Origin of the sequence: Sphingopyxis sp. USTB-05, from assembly GCF_023822045.1 — a bacterium.
Lineage (GTDB): Bacteria > Pseudomonadota > Alphaproteobacteria > Sphingomonadales > Sphingomonadaceae > Sphingopyxis.
On the sequence record NZ_CP084712.1, the window covers coordinates 2,304,547 to 2,331,288 of the forward strand.

Below are 26,742 nucleotides of genomic sequence, written 5' to 3' on the forward strand. Positions count from 1 at the left end.
AGGCTCAACCGAAAATGAAATCCGCCTGATCGAGCGCGGTCACCCCGCGCACGAAGATCGTATCGGTGCCGCCGAGTTGGATCGTCACCCCCGCGCTGCTCGTTGCAAAGCGCAGCGCCTCATATGCGATATCGAAGGCGCTGAGGTCGATCCGGTCGGCCTCGGCGCCGCCCCGGGTGAAGTCGGTGATCTCGTCGGCGCCCGAACCACGCGCGAAGACGAAGCGATCGTTCCCGCCACCACCGGTCAGCTTGTCCGCACCACCGCGTGCCCCGGCCGCCATGTTCATCGCATCGCCGACGAGCACATCATTGCCGAGCCCGCCGACCAGAGTGTCGGCACCGCCGACCCCACTCGCCGTCATGCTCATTGCGTCACCGATCAGAATGTCGTCGCCATCGCCGCCGTCGAGCGTGTCCCTGGCGGCGAGCGCCGATACCCATTCGCTATCGCCAACAAGAAGATCGTTGCCTACGCCGCCGTAGAGCCGGTCGGTCTGCTGACCGCCGTAAAGCGTATCGTCGTCGTCCTCGCCGGCAAGCATGTCCTCATTCTTGCCGCCATCCAGCCGGTCGGCGCCGGTGCCACCCCGCAACGTGTCGTTGCCGTCGTCTCCGGAGAGCGCATCGTCGCCTTCACCGCCTGTGAGTATATTTGCCACCGCGCTGCCGAGCAGCACATCGGCGAAGGCCGAGCCCTGTGCATTCTCGATGCTGATCAGCCGGTCGCCCATGGCATCCCCGCCGGTCGCGGTCTGGGCGCGAAGGTTGACCAGCACGCCGCCAAGCGAGCCAGCATATTCGGCCGTGTCCGATCCCGTACCACCGTCCAGGACATCGCCGCCCGCGCCGCCGCGCAGCACGTCCGCGCCGTCGCCGCCGGTTAACCTGTCCTCACCCCCGCTTCCGACGACGAAATTGTCGAGTGCATTGCCCGTCATCGTTGCGCCGATCGTCCCGGTATAAACAAGTTCCTCGATATTCGCTCCGAGCGTGTAGCTGGTCGCGGCAGTGCGGATGCGGTCGCGCCCCTCCCCCGCCCCTTCAATCACCTGATCCCCGGCCTCATAGACCACATACAGGTCGTTGCCCGTGCCGCCGCGCATCACGTCGTTGCCACTACCCCCGTCGAGTTGGTCGTCACCGACGCCGCCGAACAGGAGATCGTCGCCGCCCCGTCCATAAAGGATGTCGCCAACCAGCAGATCGTCGCTGCCTGTGATGCTGTCGGCATAGTTGGAGCCGATCACCGTTTCAATGTCGACCAGCCGGTCGCCCTCGGCCTCGCCGCCGCGATTCACGTTGGTGACAAGGTTCACGATAATGGCGGCCGACTTGGTGTAGTCGACCTGGTCGCGCCCCGCGCCGCCGTCGAGCAGGTCGGCGCCCGCGCCGCCCACCAGCTTGTCGTCGCCTTCGAGCCCGTAAAGCGCGTCGTTCAGCGCCTTGCCGTAAAGGCTGTTGTCGAGCGCATTGCCGGTGCCGATAAAACCACCGCTGCCGGTATAACTCAAATCTTCGACGCCATCGGCGAGCGTCAGCGAGGACAGGCTGGTCCGCACGATATCGACCCCGCCGCCGACCAACTCCGTGACCTGATCGCCTTCATTGTCGATCACATAAGAATCGTCGCCCTCGCCGCCGATCATCGCATCCGCCCCCGCGCCGCCATCGAGTATATCGTTGCCCGCACCGCCTTCGAGCCGATTGGCGTTCACGTCGCCGGTCAGAGCGTCGGCGAAAGCGCTGCCCACTACGCCTTCGATCCCCGACAGGCTGTCGCCCTGCGCGTCGCCGCCGGACATGGCGCCGGTGGCGAGGTTGACCTTCACCCCGAGGGCGCTGTTGGAATAGACTGCGATGTCGAACCCACCCGCCCCGTCGATCCGGTCGCTGCCGGCCCCGCCCACGAGGATCTGATCGCCGCCATCGCCGACCAGCGTGTCCGCAAAGTTGGTGCCAATGAAACGCTCAACGCCATCGAACCGGTCGCCCTCGGCATCGGCGCCGCTACTGGCGCCGGTCTGGAGGTCGATCGAGACGGCACCCGCATTGGCGCTGTAGTCGACCGTATCGATGCCGTCCCCGCCGATCAGGATATCGGCGCCCGCGCCGCCCTGAAGCAGATCGTCGCCGCCGCGTCCTTCGAGCCGGTCGGCGCCCGTGCCGCCGTACAGCGCCTCGTCGGCGCTTACACCGGCCAACACATCGTCGAAGGCCGAGCCTACCAGCGCCTCGATGCTCAACAGCCGGTCACCCACGGCGTCGCCGGTGCCGCCCTGCACCGACAGGGCCAAGTCGACCTCTACTGCCGCTGTCGATCCCGAATAGTCCGCCGTATCGAGGCCATCGCGCCCGTCAATCACGTCCGCGCCCGCGCCGCCGACCAGCAAATTGCGACCGGCGTCGCCGTTCAGCACGTCGTCGAACGCAGAGCCGATCAGTCCCTCGATCGCAACCAGGCTCACCCCGCCAGAGGCCGTGCCTTTCGCGAGATCCGCGGCCACCGCGCTCACGCTTGTTGAAAAGTCGGCGACATCGACACCCACGCCGCCGTCGAGCCGGTCCGCCCCGCCGTTGAGGACCAGTCGGTCGTCGCCGGCGGCGCCTGATAGGACATTGACGGCCCCATCGCCAACCAGCACATCGCCAAATCGGCTACCGATCAGATTCTCGATATCCGCCAGCACGTCGCCCTCGGCATCTCCGCTGCTGCCAGTCCCGCCCAGCACCGCGTTTACCGCGGCGCCGCTCGCCGAATAGTCTGCGGTATCGATCCCGGCCCCGCCGGTCAGCCGGTCCGCGCCCGCGCCGCCGGCCAGCATGTTGTCGAACGCGTCGCCGGTCAGTCCATCGCCGAACGCAGAGCCGATCAGCCGCTCGATCCCCTCAAGCCGGTCGCCCTGTGCGTCTCCACCACTGCCAGTGCCGGTCGCAAGATCGATCGTCACGGCGCTACCGCTAGCCGAATAGTCCGCGCAGTCGAACCCCGTACCGCCGATCAGCGTGTCGGCACCCGTACCGCCAACCAGCAAATCATCCCCGCCCCGTCCGTCGATCCGGTCATCGCCCGCCCCGCCGCCGAACCAGTCCGCTCCTTCGGTGCCCGAAAGCGTGTCGGCAAAGGTCGAGCCTTCGACCCCTTCGATATCGATCAGCCGGTCGCCCGCCGCGTCGCCGCCGCTCGCCGCGCCATCTGCCAAATCGACCACGACGCCCGCACCGCTGCTGCCATAATCGACCCGATCGACCCCGGCCCCGCCGTCAAGCAGGTCTGCGCCCACTCCCCCATCGAGCATATCATCGCCTGCACCGCCCGAAAGCGCGTCATCGCCCGCACCGCCGAACAACCGGTTCGCGCCGGCGTCGCCTGCCAGCACATCGGCAAAGGCCGAGCCCTCGACATCCTCGAACCCATCGAACAGGTCGCCCGCGGCATCGCCGCCGCTGGCGGTGAGCCGCATCAAGTCGACCTGCACCGCAGCATCGCTGCCCGCATAGCTTAGCAGATCGCGTCCGCCGCCTCCGACCAATATGTCCGCGCCCGCACCGCCGCTCAGAACATCGTCGCCAGCATTGCCGACCAGCATATCCTCGCCCGCGCCGCCGACCAGCAAATCGATGCCCGCGGTACCGCCGATCAGATCGTCCCCCGCGGTGCCCGCCGCGGCCAAAGCGCGTTGCCCCTCGAGCGTCAGCACCGACCCCGTGCCCTTTTTCCAAGTCATCGTGCCCGCGCCGGTAGCAAGGCCAAAATCGCGCACGGTCAACGCGCCATTCCTTTCGGCGAGGTTGAACAAGGTCGGCGAGCCTGGATCGGAGAAGAAGGCCCCGTCGATCGTCGCGCTTGCGCCTTGGGCCAGCCAGATATGCTCGCGATTGCCGCCCGCCATCGGCGCACCGGCGTCAAGGCTGACGACATTGCTGAGCTGCCCGCCCGTGCCCCACAGCCGGATGTTGCGGCCATTGCCCGAGACGATCGCGCCGTCGACCACGATGTTGTCGCTCTTGAGGTCGAGCCCGCCATCGCTGTTGCCCGTGGCAATCACGTTGCGAAGCGTGATATCATAGGTGCCGCGTTCGGTCGCAAATCCGTCGCCGTTGCGATAATCATTCACCGTGTCGAGCGTGTTGCGCATGGCGACGCGATCGATCGTCACATCGTGCGCGGTGCCGGTAATGTGAACGCCGATGGCGAAATTGTCGCCGTCCTGAAACTGACTGTCGCCGCGAACATCCTCTATCAGCACGTTATTGGTGTCGTACTGGATACGGATCGCGCCTTTAGAATATCCGTCCACGGCGACGTCGCGGATCGTCAATCCAGAGATTGTCGCGCTGGCATTCGCCCCCGAGACCATATTGTCGAAGAAGCGCGAGACGTTCGCCGCGTCGACATGCTCGATCGTCAGGTTGCGCACGTCTGCCCCGACGCGAAAGGCCGTGCCGACATTCTCGAAGGCAATGTCGCTGAAGCGGAGATTGTCGGCGCCGCTCAACAGCCGGAAGACTTCCTCTCCCGAGGGATTGGCCGGATCGAATGGTTCAATCCGCGTGCCGGCGATCGTTGCCGCCATCGCATTGCCCGCGCCGTCCACGCCGCGGATCGTTACCGGCGCGCTCGCCGTCCCTCCCCCGACGATCGCGAGCGCCCCGGTCGGCGCGACATAGTCACCCTGATCGGCGAGCAGAAGCACCTGCCCGCCCGGCCCCGCCGCAGCGATGAGCTGCGGCAAATCTTTCAGCGTCGCAGCGTTCGCAGCGCTCGAGCCATCGCCCGAACCGCTGCCGGTCGGCGAGATGTAGAGGGTGGGCATGGCAGGGCTCCCGTCATAAGCCTGAAAACATACCCCCCACTTGATGGCGCCCAGACAGCCCGCGCCGGCACCCGGGTCAACCATATGCTGCACTTGCGAAAGCCGAGCTGCCCCTTTGCTCCGACGACCGGAGCCGCAGTGCCTTCGCTCTCCAGACTTTGGCCGCTACCTAGGTTCGTGCCGGACGAGTCACGGTGCCGCACCCCGCAGATTGTCAACGCTTCAATAATCCGATCGGAGACCCACCCGTGCAGCAGGACCTGTCCCCCGGGACATCGGAGCCGCCCGTGGACACCGGGCTCGCGGCCTTCGCCCAGATCCTCGCCATGCACCGCATCGTCGCGGACCCGGCCGAGTTGCGTCACAGCCTTGGCCATTCCGCACCGGTCGCCGCATCCGATCTGGTGCGTCTCGCAAAGCGCATCGAGGGCGTTCGCGCGCGCGTCACGAGCGGCGATTTCGATCGGTTGAGACGCCTTCCCATGCCCGTACTGGCCAACGGCGCCGGGGGCTGGTTCGTGATCGGCCGCGTGGGCGAGGATGCCGTCGCGATTCAGCGCCCCGGCGCCGAAATCGAGCGCTGGCACCGCGCAGACCTCGAGGCCCGCTGGTCGGGCGAGTTGCTCCTCGTCGCCACCCGCGACGCCGCGCAGGTCGCAGCACCCGCCTTCGACATGACCTGGTTTGTCCCCCAGATCGTCAAATACCGAAAGTTGATCGGCGAGGTGCTGCTGATCACGCTCGCGCTCAATCTGCTCGGCCTCGCCGCGCCGCTCTTTTTCCAGAATGTCGTCGACAAGGTGCTGGCACACAACAGCCTCGCAACCCTGCAGGTGCTTGCCATAGGGCTGGTGGTCGTCTCACTCTGGGAAGTCGCCTTCGGCTGGCTGCGTACCCGGCTCTATTCGGAAACGAGCCAGAAACTGGATGTCGAGCTTGGCAGCCGCCTCTTCCGCCACCTGCTCCGCCTGCCGCTTGGCTGGTTCGAAAATCGCCGCGTCGGCGATACCGTCACGCGCGTCCGCGAGTTGGAGACGGTGCGTGAATTCATGACGAATGCCTCGCTCTCCGTCCTGATCGACCCGCTGTTCACGATCGTCTTCATGGTCGCGATGTGGCTCTACTCGCCGCTCCTCTTCGTCATCGTCGCGCTTACCCTCCCCGCCTATGTGATCGTCTCGCTCGTCGTCACGGGCCCCTTGCGGCGCCGGCTCGACGAAAAGTTCGCACGCGGCGCCGCAAACAACGCGCTGCTCGTCGAGAGCGTCTCGGGCATACAGACGCTAAAGGCCGCCGCGGTCGAGCCGCAATGGCAGGACCGCTGGGAGCGCCAGCTTGCCGCTTACAGCGCCGCCAACCAGCGCGTGATCAACCTTGGCAACTCGGGCAGCCAGACGGTCCAGCTCATCTCGAAGCTCAGCCTCGCCGCTATCCTGTTCTTTGGCGCGCAACAGGTCATCGCCGGCGCGCTGACCATCGGCGGACTGGTCGCGTTCAACATGTTCGCCCAGCGCGTGTCGGGGCCCGTAATCCGCATGGCGCAGCTCTGGCAGGACTTTCAGCAGGTGCGCCTCTCGGTCCAGCGGATGGGCGACATCCTGAACGCCGGGACGGAGCCCGGCGCCGGATCGCGTACCACCTTGCCCACGCTCGCCGGTCATGTCCGGTTCGAGAATGTCCGCTTCCGTTATGCCGCCGAGGGTCCCTGGACACTCGACGGCATCGATCTCGACCTGCCCTCCGGCGCCACACTCGGTATCGCCGGGGCTTCGGGCTCGGGCAAATCGACGCTCACCAAATTGCTCCAGCGCCTCTATCTGCCCGCAAGCGGCCGCGTGCTGATCGATGGCGTCGACATTGCCCAGATCGACCCCGCCTGGCTACGCCGCCAGATCGGGGTGGTGTTGCAAGAGAATATCCTTTTCAATCGTTCGATCCGCGAGAATATCGCGCTCGCCGACCCCGTTACGCCGATCGAGCGCGTTATGACCGCAGCCCGCCTCGCCGGCGCACACGATTTCATTCTCGAGTTGCCTCGCGGTTACGACACGATCGTGGAGGAGCGCGGTGTCAACTTCTCGGGCGGTCAGCGTCAGCGCCTCGCCATTGCCCGTGCGCTGATCACTAATCCTCGCATCCTTATTCTCGACGAAGCGACCTCGGCGCTCGATGCCGAGAGCGAGGAGGTCGTGCAGCGCAACCTCAAGGCGATCGCCGCCGGCCGCACAGTGCTGATCATCGCACACCGCCTCTCTGCGATCCGCCAGTGCGACAGCATCCTTACGCTCGACAAGGGGCGCATCGTCGAAAGCGGCACCCACGACGAGTTGCTCCGCCTCGGCGGCCGCTATTCCGCGCTCCATCACCGCCAGATCGGCGTGCAAGCCGGAGCTGCGGCATGAACGCACTAACGCGTCACTGGACCTCCGTGCGCGACGCGCTCGACAATGAACGTGCGCGATCGCGCGGGGTACTGCGCACCGAGGAGGCCGACTTCCTTCCCGCCGCGCTCGAAGTGATCGAGCGCCCCGTGTCGCCGACCGCGCGGGTCACAGCCTGGCTATTGCTCGGCCTGCTCACCGTTACCGTGCTGTGGCTGGTTCTTGGCCGGGTCGATGTCGTCGCGTCGGCGCCGGGCAAGCTCGTCCCCGCCGACGACGTCAAGTTGATCCAGCCCGGCGCGGCGGGGATCGTGCACGCCATCCTGGTCCGTGACGGCCAGCGCGTCCGCGCCGGCCAGCCGCTCGTCGAGCTGGATCCCACCGTCTCGGACGCCGATACGGCACAGGCGAGCAAGGCGTTGGAGGCCGCGATGCTCGACGCCGCGCGGCTGCGCGCCATATTGTCCTCGCTGGACGGTCAGGGGCTCCGCTTCACGCCGCCCGCCGGAACCACCGCCAACGTGGCCGACACCCAAATCGCGCTCGCCCGCGCCCAACTCGCGGAGATCCGGGCGGGTAGCCAGACGCGCGCCGCCGACACCGAATCCGCGCGCGCGTCGCGGGCCGAGGCACAGATCCAAGCAGCCAAGCTCGCCGAGACCCTCCCGCTGCTCGACGAGCAGATCGCTGCCAACGAGAAATTGCTTGAAAAAGGCTATGTGTCGAAGCTGCGTGTGATCGAAATGCGCCGCCAACGGCTCGTCGCCGCGCGCGACCGCGATGCCGCCCTTGCCACCGCGCGTAAGGCGGAGGCGCAGATCGCAGTCGCCGGCGGCAATTCGCGCCAGTCCACCGCCGAGGCCCGCGCCCGCATCCTCGCCGACCTCGCCAAAGCCGAGAGCGACGCTCGGCTGCGCAAGGAAGAACTGACCAAGGCCGCGAAACGCAGCAGCCTTCAGCGCCTCGTCAGTCCGGTCGACGGCACGGTCACCCAACTGGCCGTCCACACCGTCGGCGGTGTGGTCGAGGCAGCCAAGCCGATCATGGTCATCGTGCCGACACGTGGGAAGCTGGTCGCAGAAGTGACCATCGCCAACAAGGATGTCGGCTTCGTCCGCGCTGGCCAACCCGTCGCGCTCAAGGTCGAAGCCTTTCCCTTCACGCGTTACGGCGCTGTGCCGGGCCGGCTCGAACATATCAGCTCGGACGCGGTACAGGATGAAAAGCGCGGTCTTATCTATACCGCGCGGATCACGCTGGACCATGCGACGATCCGGCGTGACGGCGCGACGATCCCCTTTACCCCCGGCATGGCCGTCACCGCCGACATACGCACCGGCCGCCGTTCGCTCGCCTCCTATCTGGTGAGCCCGATCGACGAGATTCGCGCAACGGCGGGGCGCGAGCGCTAGCAACCGGCACCGCTTTCAGGATTTGGAGCCGCAAGCCTGACAGATAAATCAACGCTCGCCCGTGGGCATATGTACGTTGCCGAGGGAATACTCGCGACGTCGGTCGGCCAACGCTTCGGAACTTGCCATTTCGCCGACCCAGAGGACACGCTTAAGCATCGGGGCCGGTTGTTCTTTTAAGCTTCGTCGGATGCAAAGAGAAAGGAATTCCCAGCCCACGGGGTTCATTCGCGGGCTGATCATTTACCGTTTGGTGCCACGGACATCGAGATCGAGGAAGGAAAGTCACGCGAATAGAAGACCGAATGGGTTTGCGCCTGATAATCCCCTGACTTCGCCCTCAGAATATTGGGTATGAAAGTTTGCGGATTGCGGTTGATCAGCGGGAACCAGCTGCTCTGGACCTGCACGCCGATACGGTGGCCTTTTTGAAAAACATGCGACGCCGAATGGAGGTCGATCCTATATTCCAGAACCTTACCCGGTTTGAGCGCCGCCGGCTTTTCATAACTGACGCGAAAGCGGCCGCGGAACACATCGTTCGCAATCATGCGCTGACGGCCGCGCAAGCCCTCGGGTATCGCCGCATCGGACGGATAGATGTCGACAAGCTTGACCACCCAGTCAGCATCGGTGCCAGTCGTACTGGCAAACAAGCGCGCCGCAATGTCGCCAGCGACGGTAACATCCTCTACCAGCGGCTCGGTCTGCCAGAACAACACATCCTTTCTTTGCGTAAAGGGCGCCTGGTCGTCCGATATCCACGTTGACCAGTCAGACCCCGGCCGCATGAACGGCTTCAATATGGTCCGATCGCGATAAGGAACCGGGTTCGCCGGGTCCGAAACGAAGCTACTGGAGCCCTTGCGCGACTGCGGCGCGTCGAAGGAGAGCTTGCCTTCGGGATGGAGATACAGGTTGCGTCGCCTGCCTTCGGCGGCGGGCCAGCGCGAAAGGCGCTGCCACCGATTGCTACCCGACTGAAAAACGAGCGCCTCGGGCTGATCGAGTTTGCCGATGCCCTTGAGCCAATGGCGAAACCAGGGAAGCTCCACCGAAGTGCGAAACCATTCCCCCGTCGGCCCGCCCAGTTCGTACGGACCGTATTTGCTTCCATCGCCGCGCCAACCGCCATGGTTCCATGGCCCGACCACCAGATAATTCAGACCCCGGTCGTCACCCTTCTCCTGATTGGCATAGATTGTCATGGGACCATAAAAATCTTCCTGGTCCCACCAGCCGGCAACGATCAGATTGGGGACAGCGACCTTTTTGGGCATCATGTGCGAGGTTCGGCTCGCGCGCCAAAAGCCGTCATAGTTTGGATGTGAAACGAAGTTTTGCCAGCTTGGCATGGAACGGCCGAGCAATTGCTGATCCATATTGGCGAGGTCCGACTGTTTCAGATACCAGCCATAGGCATCGTCGGTGCCGAAATCGAACGCGTTCATCGTCCGCCCGTCGGTCTCCAGCGCCGACACCCACGACCAGGCATAATCGAGCCGGAAGGCACCATTGTGCAGGAAGTCGTCACCGATGAACATATCTTCGGGCGACGCCTGCGATGTGACCGCCTTGAGCGCGGGATGCGGATTCACTGTCGCAATAGCTGCGGTCCAGCCGCCATAGGAGACGCCGAACACGCCGACTTTGCCGTTATTTTCAGGCAGGTTCCTGATCAACCACTCGATGGTGTCGTAGGTGTCGGTCGCCTCGTCGATTCCGTCGGCCGTCTTCTTCAGCGGGCGTAGGTTCACAAACTCACCTTCGGAGCCAAAGCGGCCGCGAATGTCCTGAAAGACAAAGATGAACTTGTCCTCAGCCAACTCGCCATAGGCCCCCGCCTTGCTGAGGTTTCGGTCGATCCGATCACGCGTAAAGCCATAGGGCGACCGTGTCATGAGAATGGGAAGTTCGCCGACATGGCCCTTCGGACGCCAGACTTGCGCGTGCAGCCGGATGCCGTCGCGCGTCGGGATCATCACATCCTGCGCTTCATATCCGGAGAGGCTTGGAGCGGCGGCAATCGGCGGACTCGCCGCCGGTTGAACCATCGCAGGCGCGCCAACGAGAAGACCAAGTAACAACGCGGACAATGCAAAACTGTGACGGATCGAACCTATGCGCATGATCGCGAATCCTGTTGCCGTGTCTGGGAGCTCGACCATGGCGGATTCGCCGATCAACTCCAAATAATTTTCCAATCAGGATTGCATTTCTCCAAACTGCATGGTTTTCTCCGATGGACGTCGAACTGTTCGTGTCGTGTCAACTGACTGGGGCTGACCGTTGGCAGACGCATGTTTGCGGTGCATCGCGTGCACATGTGGACGTTCGGGAGTCAGTGCCGGAGAGAATTGAAAATTATCAGTGTTTCGTGACGATAGCCAACGTCCGCGCGATGCGTTCCCAGGTGCAGGAGGTCGTGGCGCAGCATGTCGTGAAGACTGCCGCGTGAACTGTTGGTGTGCTCCTAGGCACTGTCGCTCAGGCATGTACAAGAATGCCGGCAAAAGAAGCTGCGTTGGACAATCGCACGGGTGTCCCTATCAGTCCGGCGCGACGTGTTGGTCGATATTATGTGGAGTTTACCATGCCGGTCGAAATCGATCCCTTTCATGCCATCACGATCAGCCGTCTTGCGCATCGGATGCGCGCCGAGGGACGGTCGGTGATCCATATGGAGTTCGGTCAACCCTCGACCGGCGCTCCCGCGGCGGCGATCGAGGCGGCACACCATATTCTCGATACCGACGGCATGGGCTATTGGGAAAGTCCGGAACTGAAGGCACGTATCGCGGCGCACTATGAAGAAACCTATGGGGTCGGCGTCGAACCCGAACAGGTCATCCTCACCTGCGGCGCGTCACCGGCGCTGGTCCTTGCGCTCTCCTGCCTGTTTTCCCCCGGCGCCCGGGTTGCGCTGGCGCGCCCCGGCTATGTTGCCTATCGCAATACGCTGAAAGCCCTTCATCTGGAGCCGGTCGAGCTCGCCTGCGGCGAAGCCGAACGGTTCCAGATCACGGCCGAAGCGGTCGAACGGCTTGAGCCCGCGCCCGATGGGCTGATCGTCGCGAGCCCGGCCAACCCCACCGGCACGATCATTCCGCCGGAGGAATTGCGGGCTTTGGCGGAGGTCTGCGAACGCCGCGGCATTGCCCTTGTCTCGGACGAAATCTATCACGGGCTAAGCTATACCCGTCCCGCTGAAACTATGCTGAAGCACTCGCCCGATGCGCTGATCGTCAACAGCTTTTCGAAATATTTCAGCATGGCGGGCTGGCGCCTCGGTTGGCTCGTCGTTCCCGAGAAGCTGATCGACGCGGCGCGTGCCCGCATGGGCAATTTGTTCCTGACGCCGCCCTCTCTCGCTCAGCATGCCGGCCTGATCGCGTTCGACTGCCGCGAGGAGCTCGAAGGTCATATCCAAACCTATGCGCGCAATCGCGAACTCTTACTCAAAGCGCTTCCCAAAATGGGGCTTCGGCGGATCGCTCCGCCCGATGGCGCTTTCTATATCTACGCCGATGTCGGCCATTTGACGGATGACAGCCTCGCCTTCTGCGAAGCCTTACTGCGCGACACGGGCGTGGCGGTGGCGCCCGGGCTGGATTTCGATCCGGTCGATGGCAAGGCTTTCATCCGCCTCAGCTTCGCGGTCTCCACCGACCTGGTCGAGGAGGCGATACGGCGCATTGAACCATGGCTGACTGCCCAAAAGGCGGCCGGAGCGGCTATCCCGCTCGCTGGATGAGACTTTTAAGCAATCGTGTAGCAGCAACCGAATGACATTGGCCATTCGCGGTCTGGCAGCTTTTGGCGCGACAATAGCGAAAGCCGACGTAGGTCGATCTCCTGATGAGCGGCGGCTTAAATCGGCTGGTCGCGGCAGCTTCCAAGACAGGTGGGTCTGAAAACGGCAGCCTTACCAAGGGCCACGTAACTATTGAATGATGACAAAATCACGATTCCGAAAAAATGGCGCGGCCGCATTAGTTAAGCGAAAGTATTTTATAGAATAATACCGAAAATGGGCTATCCAAGTCGCAATCCTCCTCAGCTCGGCGGATGCTTGATGAGGTTAGTTCATGTGGCACTTTTCAACTTTAACCGGTTTCCTAGCTTTGGCCTTCATGCCGCAAGCTTACGCAGCAGAGCCGATGCGCCTCCAGCCGTCGTCAAACTGGCACGTCAACTATGCCGACGACAGTTGCCGGCTGGCGCGTTCATTCGGTAGTGGCGAAGAAGAGGTGACGCTTGTCCTCGACCGATTTCGGCCGGGCCCGAGAGTCCATATGACACTTGTCGGTAGTCCGGTCGACGTGCGTAGCGATGTACGCAGAATCGTTCTTCGCTTCGGTCCGAACGATGCCGAATTCGAGAAAAGGTTTGCACCCGGCACCCTCGACAACGGAAAGGCCGCGATCGTCGTCGGCGGGAACGTGTGGATCACGGGCTATGATGCCAAAGAGGCGGCTCTGGAAGATGAGGGAGAGCCAAATAGGCGACGGCCCATCGATCCCGCGCTCTACTCCGCGATCCAATTTCTCGAACTGCGCATTGCTGGCAAGCGGTCGGTTGTACTCGAAACCGGATCAATGTTGGCCGCCGAACAGGCGCTGACAGCCTGCAACGACGATTTGCTTCGCGGTTGGGGCATCGATGCCGAGGTAGACAAGAGGCTGTCGCGCCGCGTCACGCCTAACGGCGACCCCCGCAAATGGTTGAGGAGCAGCGATTATCCGTCTCGGATGAGGTTCCTTGGCTACCAAGGGCTGGTACATTTCCGATTGATTGTCGATGAACGGGGAATCCCTCAGAGCTGCCATATCCAGCTCTCGACTCGGCCGAAGGACTTCGACGACGCGGTGTGCAACAAGATCATGGCACGCGCCCGGTTCCAGCCGGCGCTCGACGCGGACGGAAAGCCGGTCGCCTCCTATTATACCAACAGCGCTCACTTCGCCATTCCCACACGCTCGTGGTAACAGTGGGTGACGGGACTCACGAAAATTGGAAACGTTCCGCTTCTTAGGCTCCAACGAATTGAATGAACGCAGGAAGCTCAGGTCGCAGCTTCCCGGCCAATAGCGACCAGCTTATTGGCTTCGGACTTCATAAGCTGTCCATCGACGGTGGAAGATGCGCACCCTTCAAGAACACCTATTCGCGCGCAAATTTGTCGCCACCGAGTTCCAGAGTGGCGATCTCTCCATCCGGGGCAAAGGTGAACCCGACGGGGGTTTGGCCGATTATGCTCATCTGGCCAGGACTATCCCACTGTGCCTTGAACATATCGTTGCGATCATGGTTGAGCATCGCCGTTGCCTGCGGACGTGCTAGCTTGAGCTTGCCGTCGGCCAGCGTGATCGAGATCTTACCGAGCAAGTCGCTCGAATAGGTGCCGACATAGCGACCGAGCGGCAGTCGCGCGGGCGCAATCGCCTCTGGACCCGACATCGCCGCTGCCTTTTCTCGCGCAATTCGGACCGCGTCATCATTCTCCTGCTTCATGGCGGCGCTGTGATCGGTCGCAGGCCCGCCAAGGAACGCATCAAGCACTCGCAATTCGACGGCCGCAGCCAGCTTTGTGCGCAGGCCGTTGGTCAGCACGACTATGCCGAGCTTCCTTTCAGGTATCATTGCAACCATGCTCTGCATCCCGTCGATCGCCCCGGAATGCTGGACAATCTTTTGACCGCGATATTCCTGCACGCCCCAGCCAAGGCCGTATTCACTGAACTTGAAAAGCGGGTCGGCTCGTCCGCGCGGGACGATCTGACCGCTATGCATTTCCGCCAGCGTCGTGGGGGCGATCAGCCGCTTGCCCTCGAAAGTGCCGCCACCTAATTGCAGGCGCAGCCACTGCGCCATGTCGCGAGCGCTGGAGTTGATCACCCCGGCGCCGCCGACATTGTCGATCATGCGATATTCGACCGGTATCATCCTGCCTTCGAGCAGCACATGCGGCGTTGCGACATTGTTCATCGCTTTGAGAGCGGTAATACTGGTGCTGGTCCGGCGCATTCCCAGCGGCTCGAATATGCGGCGGGTAATGAATTGGTCAAAGCTGGCGCCGCTCACTGCGGTGACGATCTCGCCCGCAACGATGAACATCTCATTCTGATACTGAAACTGGTTGCGAAAACCGAGCGTCTCGGCCTGAAAGCGTAGCCGCCGGATGATTTCCTGACGGTCGAACCCCGATCCATACCAGAGGCTGCCGTTGGTAACGACGCCGGTGCGATGCGACAGCAGATCGCGTACGGTCACGTGGCGGGTGACATAGGGGTCCTGAAGTTCGAACGACGGCATATAATCGTGCACCGCGCCGTCCCACTCGATCTTCTTCTCATCGACGAGCATGCCGAGCGCCGCGGCAGTGAAAGCCTTGGTCGCGGATCCGATCGCAAAGACGGTATCGGCATCGACCTTGCCCGGCTTGCCATCCTCGCGGACACCGAAACCTCTGGAATATATAATTTGGTCATCCTTGACGATCGCGATGGACAGGCCCGGCACTTGCCAAGTCTGCCGGGCGCCCTCGATATATGCGTCGAGCCCTATGAGCGCTTCCGGCGTCGCCGGCGATATCACCGGCGCTGGAGTGGGCGTCTCGGCCAAAGCCGGAGCGAAGACCTGACCGGCGAACAGGGCCAGGCTCGCGCTAGACACGACAAAATGCCTCAATCGTTTATTCGAGACCACGCTGTATGCCCCTCCGCAAGAAATTTCTATTTTGAAAATATTTTCTGATATGAGCATAATTGCCCCGAACAGAAATTGTCAACGGCCTGTCGTTCTGACCGTAGAGCGATGCGCGCCCCAGATCGAAGGCGTGTCGGCGACCGAATTTCTGGACACGGCCCACCCCGAACTTCGCTCCGCTCGGTGACACGACGAAAAAAGGCCCTCGCCATTGCCACGGCGACCCGGCCGATCTTCCAATTTTGCCGTCGCTGCAGTTAGGTTTGGAATGATCAGTTTTTTCCCACATTTCCTCCCTCAGGAGGAATTTGACACGTCCGGATCGGCATGGACTGGCGGACACGGATCACCTGAAAGCAGCGCAAGCGCTTGGCCTTCTGTCGATGCTCTCGGTTGTGTGGGGAAAACCCCTGGTGGCAGGGCTTGTATCGAACCTTAGATTTACTACCTGATTTATCAGTATTTTAGGTCGTCAAGAGGGCTTGATTCCCCCACATTTTCCCCCACACATTTCTTCAGCTGGCGAAAAAAATTCGAACGAACGTTTTTCATATAGCCGATCGTGTCGAAGATTTTGGTCGCGATGGATCGCCCTTTGAGAGGAGAATAAGGGTCCCCATGCCGTGGTGAGAGGAAGCGGATCAAAGCCACAGCAACATGATGTACCGCACGAAGCTGAACATCGGCTTAGGCCATCGCCGGACGCGGGATTTCTGAGGTCGAAATCTGCAGGAGTGTGGCTTGACCTGTGGTGGCGAAGCGAGTGCGGTCGTGCAAACAATGGTATCACGGGTGGCCGGGCGAAATGTCGCTCGCAGTCAGATCGGCGGAAAAGGACGATCCCTTACCCCGTAATGTCGGTTCGATAAGAGGGTGGGTCTGCAATCCATCGATCAAGTTGCGACTCTCGCCAGCCGACGGCAGTTTTGCTCAAGCGGATCTGGCTCGGAAAAGTGCCGTCGGCGATCTTCTCGTAGATCGTTGATCGCGAGAGCCCGGTGCGCGAAATTACAGTTGCGAGGCGAACAAGTCGGTCGGGGCGGTCGCTCATGGCTTCCTCCGGCGCTGCTTGCTAAACTCCCGATCGCTCCCAATAAAGCGTTCGATCATAGGAGGAATGAGCCGCTCGGGCGGGATCGCCTCGGGCAATCCGTTCAACTTGGCATGGACAGCACCATAATCTTGAAGGTCGCGCACGAGAGCGCCCGGGAGCTCAATCGTAAGTTTGACGGGCTTCTCTTCAATGATCGGGCCAAGGCGAAGCTTGCTCATCACCTACGCTCGCTGTTCTCAAAAACGAGATCCCGCGTCACGATGACGCGAAAGACGAAGCCGGGGCGCACCGTGAGCGTCGGCGCCATGGAAATCTCTCGCTCGACAACTCGCCGTCCCGCTTCATTCGTGCCGTCCTGCAGGCCGGACCGAAGCGCTCGGACAAGATCGCCCTCGCCGCTCGCCGCCAATTCTGTACCGACTCCGAGTAGCGACGAAACCAAGGCGGCGCGCAGCATGCGTCCCCAGTGACTGTTCACGCGATCCTCGAGTCCTGCATAGCCGGCCGCATCGGCACCCGGCTGGCGATCGAGGCGAATAGATCGTCCTCCGGGTAAAATGAGCCGATCCCAAGCCAGAAGTACCCGGCGCTGACCTGCCGCGACCTCGCTGTCATATTCGCCGATCAATCGGGCGCCCTGCGGAACCAGCAACAAGCGTCCCGTAGGGCTATCGTAGATATTCTGCGTGACCTGCGCAGTGATCTGGCCGGGCAGGTCCGAGCGGATACCAGTGATCAACGCTGCCGGGATAACGGTTCCTGCCTGAATGACTGCGGCCGAGCTCGGCGCAACAATGCGCTCACCGCTTTCGGCCCCACCACGCGGGCCTCCGGCGAGAAAAGCCTGCCGGCCCGTTTTTGCACCTTCTGGTACGTTTGCGGCCTGAGCTTGCGAAGACAGCGCCTCGGCTGCAGTCGTTCCGGACATCGCACCGCCGGTTCCCCCCAAGAAGAGCCGACTGCCTTGGGCGGCTTCACGCTCCTGCATAGCGCGCAGTCTTGCCTGTTTACGTGCCGATTGCGCGGGGTCGGCTGGCGGCGGCCCCATTGCGGGCACGGGCATCGGCTCGCCCGCCTTCTGCGCCGATACGATCGGTCGGCCTAAATCGCCCGGCAGGGGCGGACCGAGTTTCGGGACGGCGCCATAATCGGCCGGGGCGCCGGTCACAGTCTCGGAACGGTTCGGCACCGCGACCTCGTAAAGTTCCTGCGCGGCTTTGGGATCGACTGGCCGCAGCGCCCAGAGCAAGGCGCCCCCGATTGCGATTCCTGCGGCCCCGCCCAGCACGGCGAGCGTCTTTCGCGACAAGCGCATCACGTTCGGCAGCTCGCCCTCGAGACGAAAGCCGTCGGGACTGGGCGGCGCCATCGCCGCCGCCTCCGCTTCGGGAGCCGCGGGGCTCGCTTCCGTCGTATCGAGCGGATCCCCCGGCACGTCTTCGCGCCGGCTCACGGGCGGCCTCGCTCGACCGGCGTGTCGCGCGAGATGCGAACCTTCTTCGCCGCCTTACCTGCCCCGAGCCGTAGCTCGCCGCGTTCGAACAGCCGGTCGACGATCATGAAGCGGCCATCGACCCGGTAATTCAGGAGTTCGGCCGCCCCTTTCTCGCCGACCGCAAACAGCGGCGGCATTTCGCCGGTCGCAACCGAAGGGCCGAACTCGACGAAGAGCTGCCGGCCGTCGTCGAACGCGCGCAACGGTCGCCATGCGACCTTGTCGCCGCTGATCCGATACGCGAAGTTGAGCGACGGCAGGTCGATCCCGCCGGCGACCGGCGCGGCCCGCACACGCTCGGCTTCGGCGGCGCGAAGCGCGATCAGCTCGTCCCGCGGATAGCGCCACGAAACAGCGGCCATATAGGTCGATGGCGTCGCGCGAAGCTCGACGTGATAAGTCCTGCGGCTCGTGTTGATGATCAAATTCGTGACAATGTCGGGCCGCGTTGGTTTCACAAGGATATGAACGCGCCGCGTCGCGCCTTCGCCGCTCAGCGTGTCGCCGATAATCCACCGAACCGTATCGCCGGCGGCGACCGGACCGGGCCCGACCAGCTCCTCGCCTTCCTGTAGCGCGATATCGGTCACCTGGCCCGGCGCGGTATAGACCTGGAACAACGCGCCCTCTGCCCAAGCATATTGCTGGATAGCATTGAGGAAGGTCGTGCGCTCGGGCTGCACGCGCGCTGCATCGTTGGCGCGACCGACCTGCGTGCGCGGATCGCCAGGTGCTGCGTGGAGGGGCAAAGCCAACAGTGCGGCGCCTACGAGCATTGAAATTTTGATCATTGGCTGAGCTCCTTGGAAAGATTGATGGCGGTCACTCGGAGACCGAGGGGATTTTTTTGCAGTGCCTCGGGGGTGCGCGGCGGCTGGATCGTGACGGTCACGATCGCCGACCAGCGCGAGGTCTCGATGAGGCCGCCGTCCTGATAACGGCGCTCGGTCCAGGCGATGCGGAAGCTGTCCTTCGACGCGCGGATCACGCTCGACACATCGACAGCGACCTGCTGCTTGCCGACCTCGGCGAACGGGTCGTTGTTGCGCGCATAATCGTTGAGTGCCTGCGCGCCCGACGTCGCCGCAAAATCATAGGCGCTGAGCCAGTTCGCGCGCAGCACTACGGGATCGGCGGGGATCGAGCGGATATGCTCGATGAAGCGCGCAAGGTGAAAGGCAACCTGCGGATCGGTGGGCGCATAGTCGGCGTCCGCCGGCGCGACCGCCCTCGCCTCGCCGAGCTTGTCGACCTCAACCACCCAAGGGGTGATCGTGCCGCGCAGCGACTGCCAGACAAGCGCCGAGGCGAGCCCGCCCGAAAGCGCGAGGCAGCCGAAGAAGGCGAGCCGCCAATTCTTCGCCTGGATCCGCGCCGAGCCGATCCGATCGTCCCAAATCTGCGCGGCGCGCTGATAGGGGGTCACCGGCTCGGGCGATTTTCCGTAATGTTGGTGTGGTCGTCGGAACATGGTCTCAATCCTTCTGGCTGATATCGGGGGCTGAACCGGCGCCATGGCTGTCGCCTTGCTTGAGTGTCTGCGCGCCGATCGTGGCGCCCGAGGTGATCGCCTGCCGTCGCTTCATGGCGGCGGCCCAAGCCGGCTGGCCGGAGGCTTCCGCACCGGTTGCAGCGGCGGGCGCCGCCTTGCTCGCCTGTCCGTCGGCAAAGTTCTGGCGAAGCTTGGCCGCGGCCTTACGCAAGGGCGAACCCGCGCCGCTCGCTGCGTCGCGCGCGACATTGGCCATGCCCGAACCAAAGGCCCGCATCCCGGAATTGCCCGCAGCACCGCGCGCGTAAGAGGCGGAGGCCGATCCGGCAGCCCGCGAGGCACCTGCCGCGCCCTTCCCGGCCATCGATGCGGCGGCACCCGTTGCGAGGGTGGCGCCGGCGGCTCCGGCGGCAATCGTCGCGCCAGCGGCCAAGGTCGTTCCCGCCGCGGCACCAGCGCCGAGCTGCGGACCACCGGCGACGATGCCGTTGGCGACGCTCGGACCAAAAATGCCGAGGCCCAAGAGCGTGAGCGCGCCGAGCGCGATCGCCATCACTTCGCGGATGTCGGGCTCGGTGCCGAGGCCCGCCTCCATGAAGCGCTCGAACAGCGTGACGCCAATCCCGGTGATCACCGCGAGGACAAGCAGCTTGATGCCTGAGGAAATGACATGCCCGAGGACGCGCTCGGCCATGAAGGCGGTGCGATTGAAGAAGGCGAAGGGCAGCAGGACGAAGCCCGCGAGCGTCACGAGCTTGAATTCGAGGATCGTGACGAAGACCTGCACTGCGAGTATGAAGAAGGCGAGCACGACGATCACCCAGGCGATCAGCAGGATCAGGATCTGGACGAAGTTGGTGAAGAGCCCGACGGGGCCTACGAGATCGGCGGTCGCATCGAGCAGCGGCTCGGCGGCATCGAGACCGGTCGCGGCAATCATGCCGGGGCCCATGAAGTCGCCGACCGCCATCGCCCCACCGCTCGCCTTGAGACCCAAGCCTGCGAAGCTCTCGAGCAGGATGACCGACAACGCCTGAAAGTTGCCGATGATGAAGGCGAAGACGCCAATATAGAGCGTCTTCTTGATGAGCCGCTGCAGCACGTCCTCATCGGTGCCCCACGCCCAGAAGAGCGCCGCAATCGTCACGTCGATCACGATGAGTGTCGAGGACAGGAAGCCGACCTCGCCGCCGAGCAGGCCGAAGCCGCTGTCTATATAGGTCGAGAAGACCGACAGGAAATTGTCGATGACGCCGGTGTCGTTCATTGCTCGGGCTTTCCAGAACGGAAGAAGTGGCGCCGCTTGGCTTCCCAGGCCGCCTTGCACTCGGGATCGGCCTCGGTGGCTGTTCGGCAGCGGCGCAACGTGTCGCCATAGTCGGGGGGTGCGTCCGCTCCGGAGATTTGGGGAGCGGACGCACGGGGCGCGGGCGGATCGAGCGCGGCGATGAGGGCAAGGGTCAGCGCAAGACCCACGACAATTGCCGCCATCACCAGCCCGCCCGCCCGGCCCATCTCAATCGCCCTTGCGGAAGCGGCGGAAGCGTTCGCGGCCTTCGGCCTCGGCTGCGGCGGCGCGCGCGGCGCCCAGCATCTCGGCGCGGCCCTGCGCCGTCATGACGGCGGCAAGGTCGGCGATCTGCTGCGACTGGATCGCGAGCAACTGGTTGCCCGCCTGCGCCGCCTGCAGCGCGCCGGTCGCCGACTGGCTGGCGCCGACGATCGTCGAGATCGACGTCCGCGTCCCGCCCATGTTCGAGACGATACCGGCCTGCACCTTCATCGCATCCTCGAACGCTCCGACGCTGTCTTTCCAGCGCGCCTCGGCATTGGCGACCAATGCCGACGTCGGGCCCGAGAAGGCGGTTCCCTTGTAGCGCTGCTCGAAGCCCTTGCGGATATCGGCGACGTCATAGGCAATGCCTTCGGCCTCGGTGAGCAGCTGCTTGGTCTGGTCGATCTGCGCCTGCAGTTCGCCGAGCGTCGAGGTCGGCAGGCTCTGGAGGTTGCGTGCCTCGTTGAGCAGCGACGTCGCCTGGTTCTGGAGCTGCTTGATCTGGTTGTTGATCTGCTCGAGCGTGCGCGCGGCGGTCAGGATATTCTGCGAATAGTTGCGCGGATCGTGGACGATGCCGCCGACCTGTGCGCTCGCCGGCGCTGAAAGCATCGGACCCGACACACTCGCGGCGACGAGCGCCGCTGCGGTGATCGAGCGGAGGATATTCTTCTTCATTGGGGGGACTCCTCATTGGGGGCGACTGCGGGGGGCAGCAGCTCGGTCGCCCATTCGAGCTTGCGGTGGGAGAGCCACGCAGCCGCGAAGCCCTCGCGGCCGTGCGCGGCGAAAAGCTCGCCGATGCGGGTCTGGTCGGTTTTCGAGGAGGCGGCCGTGAAGGCGAGCGCGATGTCGCCGAGCCCGAGGTCAAAGAGGCGGTTGCCGCGGCGCGACTGGCAATAATAGTCGCGCTTGGGCGTCGCTCGGCTCAATATCTCGGCCTGCCGGTCGTTGAGCCCGAATCGCTCGTAGATACGCGCTATCTGCGGTTCGAGCGCGCGCTCGTTCGGCAGGAAGATACGCGTGGGACAGCTTTCGATGATCGCCGGCGCGATGCTCGAAGTCTCGATATCGGCAAGGCTCTGCGTCGCGAAGATGACGCTGGCGTTCTTCTTGCGCAGCGTCTTGAGCCATTCGCGCAGCTGCGCGGCAAAGGCTCGGCTGTCGAGAACGAGCCAGCCTTCGTCGATGATGATCAGCGTCGGCGATCCGTCGAGCCGGCCGGCGATGCGGTGGAAGAGATAGGACAGTACCGCGCCAGCCGAGGCTGCGCCGACGAGACCCTCGGTCTCGAACACCTGCACCATCGCCTCGCCGAGCTTCTCCTCGTCGGCGTCGAGCAGCCGGCCCCAGGGACCGCCGACCAGATAGGGCGCGAGTGCCTGCTTGAGTTCGATCGACTGAAGCAGCACCGCAAGACCCGTCAGCGTGCGCTCGGCCACCGGCGCAGTCGCGAGCGAGGTGAGCGCCGACCAGAGATGCTCCTTTGCCGCCGGATCGATCTCGACGCCTTCACCCGCGAGCATCGCGGCGAGCCATTCGGCCGCCCAGCTGCGTTCAGCCGCCTCGTCGATCCGCGCAAGTGGTTGCAACGAAACGCCGCCCTCGCCATCGTGCAAGGCGCCGCCGAGATCCTGCCAGTCGCCGCCCATGGCGAGCGCAGCAGCGCGGATCGAGCCGCCAAAGTCGAAGGCGAATATTTGCGCCCGCGGATAGCGACGGAACTGCATCGCCATGGTTGCGAGCAGCACCGATTTGCCGGCGCCGGTCGGTCCGACGACGAGGCAGTGCCCAACATCGCCGACATGAAGGGAAAGACGGAACGGGGTCGAACCTTCGGTCTTGCCGTACAGCAAGGGGGCATCACCGAAATGTTCGTCCCGTTCCGCTCCCGCCCACACGGCAGAGAGGGGGACTATGTGGGCGAGATTGAGCGTCGAAATGGGAGGCTGGCGGACATTGGCATAGACGTGCCCCGGAAGCCCCCCAAGCCAGGCCTCGATCGCGTTCATGCCCTCGATCGTGCAGGTGAAGTCGCGGCCCTGGATGACCTTCTCGACGAGCCGTAGCTTCTCGGCCGCGAGCGCCGGATCGGCGTCCCACACGGTGACCGTGGCGGTCACATAGGCGATGCCCGCGTGATCGGCACCCAGCTCCTGCAGCGCGATGTCGGCATCGGCCGCCTTGTTCGAGGCGTCGCTGTCCATGAGCACCGACTGCTCATTGGTCATGACCTCTTTCAGGATCGCCGCGATCGACTTACGCTTGGCGAACCATTGCCGCCGGATCTTGGTCAGCAGCTTGGTGGCATCGGTCTTGTCGAGCATGATCGCGCGGGTCGACCAGCGGTAGGCGAAGGCGAGCCGGTTGAGTTCGTCGAGCAGCCCCGGCCAGGTCGACGACGGAAATCCCGTGATCGTCAGCGTCCGCAGATGCTGGTCGCCAAGCCGCGGCTCAAGCCCGCCGACGAGCGGCTGATCGGTGAGCAGCGCATCGAGATAGACCGGCGTTTCAGGCACGCGGACGCGCTGCCGCTTGGTCGAGACGGTCGAATGGAGGTAGGTCAGCGTCTCGCCGTCATCGAGCCATTCGGCCTCGGGCATGAAGCCTTCGACGAGATGGAGGACGCGGTTCGTCCGGTCGGTGAAGCTCGCGACGTGTTCGCGCGGGTCCACGCCCGAGCGCGCCATCCCTTCATAGAGCCACCCTTCCGCGCGCGAGGCATCCTCCGCCGGCGGCATCCACAAAAGAGTCAGGAAATAGCGGCTCTCGAAATGCGCCCCTTCCTCCCGGAACTGCTCCTGCCGCTCCATGTCGACAAGCGCGGACGCCGGATCGGGAAACTCCGACTGCGGATAGCCGCTCGCCGGCAACCGCTGGGCCTCGACGAACACCGCCCAGCCCGAGCCGAGGCGCCGCAGCGTATTGTTGAGGCGTGAGGTCACCGCGACCAGTTCGGCTCGCGTGGCGCTGTCGAGATCGGGGCCGCGGAAGCGCGCCGTGCGCTGCAGCGATCCGTCCTTGTTCAGCACCACGCCCTCGCCCACCAGCGCGACCCACGGGAGAAAATCGGCAAGGCAGGCGGATTTCGAGCGATATTCGGCAAGGTTCATCATGGCCGCATCCAGACAGGATATTTGAGGTGACGCCTTGCGACGTCGACGAAGAGGGGATCGCGGCGCGCCGCCCAGACCGAGAGCGCATGGCCGATCGCCCAGATCGCGATGCCGGCGATCCAAAGGCGAAGTCCGAGTCCGATCGCCCCGGCAAGCGTGCCGTTGACGATCGCGAGCGACCGCGGCGCGCCGCCGAGCAAGATCGGCTCGGCGAGCGCCCGGTGAACCGGGGCGAAGAAGCCCGGAACCTCCTCCATCAGATCAGCGCTCCGCCGCCGAAGGAAAAGAAGGACAGGAAGAAACTCGACGCCGCGAATGCGATCGACAGACCGAACACGATCTGGACGAGGCGGCGGAACCCGCCCGACGTGTCGCCGAATGCGAGGCTGAGGCCCGTCACGATGATGATGATCACCGCAACGATCTTGGCGACCGGCCCCTCGATGCTCTCGAGGATCGATTGCAGCGGCGCTTCCCACGGCATCGACGAACCGCCGGCATGCGCCGGGGCGGAAACGACCAGCGCGACGAACAGCGCGGTAGAGCAGAGCATGGCGCGACGGGCGCCATGCCGGAAGGCATGGGTCATCATATTTCTCCTTCGGGGATGAGCGGGGTGATGCAGAACTGGCCGGTCACAGGGTCGAGGCCATCGACACGGGCAAGTTCGGAAAGGCGGCGCCCGGTGCCGTCGCGTACCAGCACGGCGACAAGGTCGATCGTCTCGGCGAGCAGCGCGCGCGGGACCGTCACCACGGCCTCCTGAATGAGTTGCTCCATCCGGCGCAGCGAGCCGAGTGCGGTCCCCGCATGGATCGTGCCGATACCGCCGGGGTGACCGGTGCCCCACGCCTTCAGAAGCTCAAGCGCCTCCGCTCCCCGGACTTCGCCGATCGGGATGCGATCAGGCCGTAGACGGAGCGAAGAGCGCACGAGGTCCGCGAGCGTCGCCACGCCGTCCTTCGTTCGCATGGCGACGAGATTGGGCGCGGCGCATTGAAGCTCGCGCGTATCTTCGATCAGAACGATACGATCCGACGTCTTCGCAACTTCCGCGAGCAATGCGTTGGTAAGCGTAGTTTTTCCGGTACCGGTACCGCCGGCCACCAGAATATTTTTCCGCTCGGACACTGCGCAGCGGAGGATCTCGGCCGAGAGGTCCGACATGATACCGGCGGTGGCATAATCGTGAAGGGTGAACACCGCGACGGCGGGCTTCCGGATGGCGAAGGTCGGCGCTGCCACCACCGGCGGCAACAGCCCTTCGAAGCGCTCGCCGGTCTCCGGGAGTTCGGCAGAGACGCGCGGCGAGCCAGCGTGGACCGCGGCGCCAACATGGTGCGCGACGAGGCGAATGATGCGTTCGCCATCGGCGGCGGCAAGAAGGATTCCGCTGTCGGCGATGCCGATGCCCAACCGGTCGACCCAAAGACGGCCATCGGGGTTGAGCATGATCTCGATGACCGAGGGGTCGGCAAGCCATTCGGCGATGGCGCCGCCAAGCGCGGTCCGGAGCATGCGCGCGCCGCGTGCCTGCGGCTCATTGCCAGTCGATGCTGCGCCCATCGGAGTCCCCGTTCATTGGTCCGGGCAACGGCGCCCGGCTCGACGGGGACGAGTAAGAGACGCAGAAAAGTCCCGGCTTCAACAGGGATTTACGCGCGTCAAACCATCGGAAAGAATGACTAGCCATTGCCTATGCGGCCGGCTCGGTCTGCAGCCATCTTACCGCGACTCACTCCGATGATGCTTGCGCGCGGCGCTATTTCGACAATCATGTAAACATGAATGATTCGGGGTCGCACCCAATTGACGACGAAGCTCGATGGAACCGCCTGACAGAGAAGCAGCGCGCGTGCCTTGACCTGCTCATCGAGCACAAGACCTCGAAAGAGATCGCGCGGCTTCTCGATATTTCGAAGCACACCGTCGATCAGCGGTTGAATCTGGCGCGCGACACACTTGGCGCGCAGGACCGGAACGAGTCCGCCTTCATCTACCGTCAGATGAAGGAGAAATACGACCGAGTGACATACGACGCGGTGGAGGTTCCGGCGACGCCGGCATTGGTGCGATCCGAGTTTCCGGACGGCGGCTCGCCCAACCTCATGGAACTGCACGACAGTTCGGCGTTGCAGGGCGGGTCATCGGGAATTCGCCCGCCGTTCAGAGGTCTTTTCAAGCGCGATCATAATTCGGCAAACCGGCTTTGGATCTATCTCGCCGGACTTGCCGCTGCGGTCTGGATTGTCCTGGGTGGTCTCGGCGTTGCCCAAGCGCTGAACCAGCTGATCCAGAACTGACCTCTCTTCAAATCGGTCCAATTGGCTGAGGCTCTGCGGCTTCGGCGAAGGAGAACCTATGTCTGAGAATATTGCCGCAATGGCGGCCCGGCTGCATCGCGACGTCCCAAATGCCGAGGGAAGTATCGACGACGCGCTGATTGCCGTGGCTTCGCTCACCACCAGCGTCGTTATGGCCCGGCGCGCGATCGGCGCACCGGCGAAAACGGGCCAAGGAACGATCATACGCTTGGTCGAGGCGCAGATGTCGCTCGTCAAGGTCAGCGGCAGCATTCTTCGCGCGCACAATGAGCTGGCCGAGATCGGCAAGGAAACGGCCGGGTACGATCTGCGCGAATGCCCGTCTGTTGCCGGCACGAAGGTCGTTCCGCTTTCTTCGGCTTCGTGAAGCGAATTGACCGAGAGCGATC

21 protein-coding genes are annotated in these 26,742 nt (G+C 63.8%); 6 read left to right on the forward strand and 15 right to left on the reverse strand.

What is annotated here, in order from left to right; all coding sequences use genetic code 11:
- Positions 1-4 precede the first annotated feature (4 nt).
- On the reverse strand, positions 5-4,816 hold the full coding sequence (locus KEC45_RS10530) for a hypothetical protein (protein WP_062179623.1): 4,812 nt from the start codon (positions 4,814-4,816) through the stop codon (positions 5-7).
- Between the two features lie 326 nt (positions 4,817-5,142).
- On the opposite strand from KEC45_RS10530, the gene KEC45_RS10535 reads away from it, so the two are divergent.
- On the forward strand, positions 5,143-7,218 hold the full coding sequence (locus KEC45_RS10535) for a type I secretion system permease/ATPase (RefSeq protein ID WP_202966809.1): 2,076 nt from the start codon (positions 5,143-5,145) through the stop codon (positions 7,216-7,218).
- Positions 7,215-8,609: an HlyD family type I secretion periplasmic adaptor subunit gene (locus KEC45_RS10540; RefSeq protein WP_062179620.1), complete on the forward strand. Its 1,395-nt coding sequence runs from the start codon at positions 7,215-7,217 to the stop codon at positions 8,607-8,609. The genes KEC45_RS10535 and KEC45_RS10540 overlap by 4 nt, the downstream gene beginning before the upstream one ends.
- A gap of 239 nt (positions 8,610-8,848) precedes the next feature.
- Here KEC45_RS10540 and KEC45_RS10545 read toward each other — a convergent pair whose 3' ends face one another.
- On the reverse strand, positions 8,849-10,738 hold the full coding sequence (locus tag KEC45_RS10545; RefSeq protein WP_062183766.1) for a CocE/NonD family hydrolase: 1,890 nt from the start codon (positions 10,736-10,738) through the stop codon (positions 8,849-8,851).
- Positions 10,739-11,202: 464 nt separating this feature from the next.
- Between KEC45_RS10545 and KEC45_RS10550 the strand changes: the two genes are divergently transcribed.
- Positions 11,203-12,363 (forward strand): aminotransferase class I/II-fold pyridoxal phosphate-dependent enzyme, encoded by a 1,161-nt coding sequence (locus KEC45_RS10550; protein WP_062179613.1) that lies wholly within the window; start codon positions 11,203-11,205, stop codon positions 12,361-12,363.
- Positions 12,364-12,697: 334 nt separating this feature from the next.
- A complete protein-coding gene (locus KEC45_RS10555) occupies positions 12,698-13,597 on the forward strand; it encodes an energy transducer TonB (RefSeq protein ID WP_083435739.1) in 900 nt (299 codons plus the stop codon).
- 175 nt (positions 13,598-13,772) lie between these two features.
- Here KEC45_RS10555 and KEC45_RS10560 read toward each other — a convergent pair whose 3' ends face one another.
- From KEC45_RS10560 to trbB, 13 genes are all read right to left on the reverse strand, one after another.
- On the reverse strand, positions 13,773-15,284 hold the full coding sequence (locus KEC45_RS10560) for a serine hydrolase (RefSeq protein ID WP_193749129.1): 1,512 nt from the start codon (positions 15,282-15,284) through the stop codon (positions 13,773-13,775).
- An 877-nt stretch (positions 15,285-16,161) separates the two neighbouring features.
- Positions 16,162-16,368, reverse strand: a complete 207-nt coding sequence (locus tag KEC45_RS10565) for an AlpA family transcriptional regulator (RefSeq protein WP_082395575.1) — start codon at positions 16,366-16,368, stop codon at positions 16,162-16,164.
- Positions 16,365-16,589 (reverse strand): DUF2274 domain-containing protein, encoded by a 225-nt coding sequence (locus KEC45_RS10570; protein WP_054727774.1) that lies wholly within the window; start codon positions 16,587-16,589, stop codon positions 16,365-16,367. Before KEC45_RS10570 ends, KEC45_RS10565 begins: the two co-directional genes overlap by 4 nt.
- Positions 16,589-17,740, reverse strand: coding sequence for a TrbI/VirB10 family protein (locus KEC45_RS10575; RefSeq protein ID WP_054733351.1), 1,152 nt, complete (start codon positions 17,738-17,740; stop codon positions 16,589-16,591). The genes KEC45_RS10570 and KEC45_RS10575 overlap by 1 nt, the downstream gene beginning before the upstream one ends.
- A gap of 80 nt (positions 17,741-17,820) precedes the next feature.
- Positions 17,821-18,642, reverse strand: a complete 822-nt coding sequence (trbG, locus tag KEC45_RS10580; protein ID WP_234716179.1) for a P-type conjugative transfer protein TrbG — start codon at positions 18,640-18,642, stop codon at positions 17,821-17,823.
- An 11-nt stretch (positions 18,643-18,653) separates the two neighbouring features.
- Positions 18,654-19,337 carry a conjugal transfer protein TrbF gene (gene trbF / locus KEC45_RS10585; RefSeq protein WP_054727777.1) on the reverse strand — a complete coding sequence of 228 codons (684 nt, stop codon included), beginning with the start codon at positions 19,335-19,337 and terminating at the stop codon, positions 18,654-18,656.
- A 4-nt stretch (positions 19,338-19,341) separates the two neighbouring features.
- Positions 19,342-20,625, reverse strand: a complete 1,284-nt coding sequence (gene trbL / locus KEC45_RS10590; protein ID WP_252172004.1) for a P-type conjugative transfer protein TrbL — start codon at positions 20,623-20,625, stop codon at positions 19,342-19,344.
- Positions 20,622-20,873, reverse strand: a complete 252-nt coding sequence (gene trbK-alt, locus KEC45_RS10595) for a putative entry exclusion protein TrbK-alt (protein ID WP_054727780.1) — start codon at positions 20,871-20,873, stop codon at positions 20,622-20,624. The genes trbL and trbK-alt overlap by 4 nt, the downstream gene beginning before the upstream one ends.
- Position 20,874: 1 nt before the next feature.
- A complete protein-coding gene (gene trbJ, locus KEC45_RS10600) occupies positions 20,875-21,591 on the reverse strand; it encodes a P-type conjugative transfer protein TrbJ (protein ID WP_054727783.1) in 717 nt (238 codons plus the stop codon).
- Positions 21,588-24,029: a conjugal transfer protein TrbE gene (gene trbE / locus KEC45_RS10605; RefSeq protein ID WP_252172005.1), complete on the reverse strand. Its 2,442-nt coding sequence runs from the start codon at positions 24,027-24,029 to the stop codon at positions 21,588-21,590. The genes trbJ and trbE overlap by 4 nt, the downstream gene beginning before the upstream one ends.
- Positions 24,026-24,286, reverse strand: a complete 261-nt coding sequence (locus KEC45_RS10610) for a VirB3 family type IV secretion system protein (protein WP_054727787.1) — start codon at positions 24,284-24,286, stop codon at positions 24,026-24,028. The genes trbE and KEC45_RS10610 overlap by 4 nt, the downstream gene beginning before the upstream one ends.
- The gene (locus KEC45_RS10615) at positions 24,286-24,618 is read right to left on the reverse strand and encodes a TrbC/VirB2 family protein (protein WP_137893844.1); all 333 of its coding nucleotides are present in this window, start codon (positions 24,616-24,618) and stop codon (positions 24,286-24,288) included. The genes KEC45_RS10610 and KEC45_RS10615 overlap by 1 nt, the downstream gene beginning before the upstream one ends.
- Positions 24,618-25,547 (reverse strand): P-type conjugative transfer ATPase TrbB, encoded by a 930-nt coding sequence (gene trbB, locus KEC45_RS10620; RefSeq protein ID WP_082396305.1) that lies wholly within the window; start codon positions 25,545-25,547, stop codon positions 24,618-24,620. The genes KEC45_RS10615 and trbB overlap by 1 nt, the downstream gene beginning before the upstream one ends.
- Positions 25,548-25,813: 266 nt before the next feature.
- Between trbB and KEC45_RS10625 the strand changes: the two genes are divergently transcribed.
- Positions 25,814-26,332 (forward strand): helix-turn-helix transcriptional regulator, encoded by a 519-nt coding sequence (locus tag KEC45_RS10625; protein WP_137893773.1) that lies wholly within the window; start codon positions 25,814-25,816, stop codon positions 26,330-26,332.
- A 58-nt stretch (positions 26,333-26,390) separates the two neighbouring features.
- Positions 26,391-26,720: a hypothetical protein gene (locus KEC45_RS10630; RefSeq protein WP_054727793.1), complete on the forward strand. Its 330-nt coding sequence runs from the start codon at positions 26,391-26,393 to the stop codon at positions 26,718-26,720.
- The last annotated feature ends 22 nt before the right edge of the window (positions 26,721-26,742 follow it).